The following is a 2,473-nucleotide window of genomic DNA, read 5'->3' as shown; positions in this document are numbered from 1 at the left end:
GACCGCGGTCGTCGCGGCGGCGGTGGCGGCATCCGTGCTCGCCGGATGCGGCCCGCGCATGGGCGATCCCCTCACCCCGTCCCCGTCCCCGCCCCCGTCCCCGTCGTCGACGTCCACACCGGCACCGAGCCCCTCCCCGAGCCCGTCCGGCTCCCCCACGCCCACCGGCCCAGCGCCGGCGCCCGACGCGACCATCCCCGAACGTCCCGAGGACGCCGACGCGACCGAGCGCGGCCCGAACGGCGGACCCGGCGACGGCGACGGCGACGGCGCCCTGAGCGTGCCACCAGCGGGGGCCGCGCCCAGCCAGGCGTGCCCCGATGACCTCACCGCGTGGATCGTCGACGAGTCGACGCTCGTCGCCGATGACCACATCGCCACGCCGGCGCCCAGCGATCCCTCCGTCGACTTCGGCGGGCTCAGCGCACCCGGCTGCGCGTTCGCCGGCACGACCCGCACGTTCACCGACATCCAAGAGGTGCAGGCCACTTCCGACGTACGGGTGTGGGTGTTCACCGATGCCGCGACAGCGGCCGGGCACGCCGACGCTGCCCTCGCCGTTCTGACGGCGGCCGGCTACACCGTCTTGGACCGTCGCGGTGGCAGCGACCCCCTCACGCATCTTCTGCGCGGGATGGGTCCGGCGGTTCTCGATCAGGCGGTCGTGCAGACCTGGGGCGCGGGGCCGACCGTGAACCGGGTCGGTGGCGAGCCCGGGCAGGTGGTCGTCGCGGTCGGCGTCGTCACCTTCGCCGAACTCGACTGACGACCGCGCTCAGCTGTCGACGCCCACCTGTGCATCCTCGCCCTGCAGCAGGTCATCGTCCGAGATGACGGGGATCGAGCTCGTGAGGGTCGGAATCGACGCCGACAGATACGTGCCGTCGTCGCGCCGCGCATCCTCGATCTCGCTGAGCGACGGCCGGCCGGGGCGGCGCGGTCCCTGCCCCTGCAACGGCACGACCAGCGTCTCGTCACCGGCGATGACGTACCCGGTCCCGCGTACCGACAGCACGATGGGACCGCCCGGGCCGGACGTGAACGTGATCGCATCCGCGGTCACCGTGACGTCGAGCCGCGTTCCGTGCCACAGCAGCGAGTACGACAGCGACGGCCAGTCGGCCGGCAGACGCGGGTCGAACGACAGGTCGCCGAAGTGGTCGCGCATTCCACCGAAGCCCGAGACGAGGGCGGTCCACACCCCGCCGGCCGACGCCACGTGCACGCCGTCGGATGCGTTGTGGTGCAGGTCTCCGAGATCGACGTAGATCGATTCGTGGAAGTACTCCAGGGCGAGGTCCTGGTACCCCACCTCCGCTGCGAGGATCGCCTGCACGACCGCCGACAGCGTCGAATCGCCCGTCGTGAGCGGGTCGTAGTAGTTGAAGTCGGCGAGCTTCTCCTCGTCGGTGAAGTGGTTGCCCTGCAGGAAGAGCGCCAGCACCACGTCGGCCTGCTTGAGCACCTGGTAGCGGTAGATCACCAGCGGGTGGAAGTGCAGCAGCAGCGGCCGCCGCTCCGGCGGGGTGTTCTCCAGGTCCCACACTTCCTTCTCGAGGAAGACGTGGTCCTGCGGGTGGATGCCGAGGGCCTCGCTGAACGGGATGTGCATGGCATCCGCAGCACGGTCCCACGACTCGGCCTCGCCGGGCTCGATGCCGAGCCGATCCATCGCGCGGCGGTACTCCTCCGGCGCGTCCTGCTCCATCTCCCGCACGGTTCGCGCGGCGAAGCGCAGGTTGAACCGCGCCATCACGTTGGTGAAGAGGTTGTCGTTGACGACGGTGGTGTACTCGTCGGGACCGGTGACGCCGTGGATGTGGAACGAGTCGCCGTCTCCGTCATCGTCGTCGTCATGGATGCCGTCGCTCGTGCGCCAGAATCCGAGCGTCGCCCACAGTCGCGCGGTCTCCACGGCGATGTCGATGCCCTCGGTGTAGAGGAAGTCCACGTCGCCGGTGGCACGCACGTACTTCGCCAGGGCGAAGCAGACGTCGGCGTTGATGTGGTACTGCGCGGTGCCGGCGGCGTAGTAGGCCGAAGCCTCTTCGCCGTTGATGGTGCGCCAGGGGAAGAGCGCGCCGGCCTCGTTGAGCTGACCGGCGCGCTTGCGGGCGGCGGGCAGCATGAGGTAGCGCATGCGCAGGGCGTTACGGGCCCACAGCGGCGTCGTGTACGCCAGGAACGGCAGCACGTAGATCTCGGTGTCCCAGAAGTAGTGGCCGCTGTACCCGGAGCCGGTCACGCCCTTGGCGGGAACGCCCCGGCCGTCGGCACGGGCCGCAGCCTGCGCCAGCTGGAACAGGCACCAGCGGGTCGCCTGCTGCAGGTCGTCGTGGCCGCCGATGCGCACGTCGGAGCGATCCCAGAATCCGTCGAGCCAGGCGCGCTGGCGCTCGAACAGCACGTCGACGCCCCCGCTCTGTGCGCGGTCGAGTGTGCGACGGCAGCGGTCGACGAGCTCCCGCGCGGG

General features: G+C 70.9%; 1 protein-coding gene and 1 pseudogene. One reads left to right on the top strand and one right to left on the bottom strand.

Features of this window, described 5'->3' with window-relative positions:
- Window positions 1–766 (top strand): annotated as a pseudogene (locus tag NQ160_RS22185) (hypothetical protein); the annotation flags it as partial.
- 9 nt (window positions 767–775) lie between these two features.
- Here NQ160_RS22185 and NQ160_RS22180 read toward each other — a convergent pair.
- A partial coding sequence (locus tag NQ160_RS22180; RefSeq protein ID WP_257517206.1) for a glycoside hydrolase family 65 protein occupies window positions 776–2,473 on the bottom strand: 1,698 nt, incomplete at its 5' end.

It is taken from the genome of Microbacterium sp. zg.Y909 (assembly GCF_024626565.1).
The sequence above is the reverse complement of the archived record's forward strand: the minus strand, read 5'-3'. Positions and strand labels throughout refer to the sequence as shown.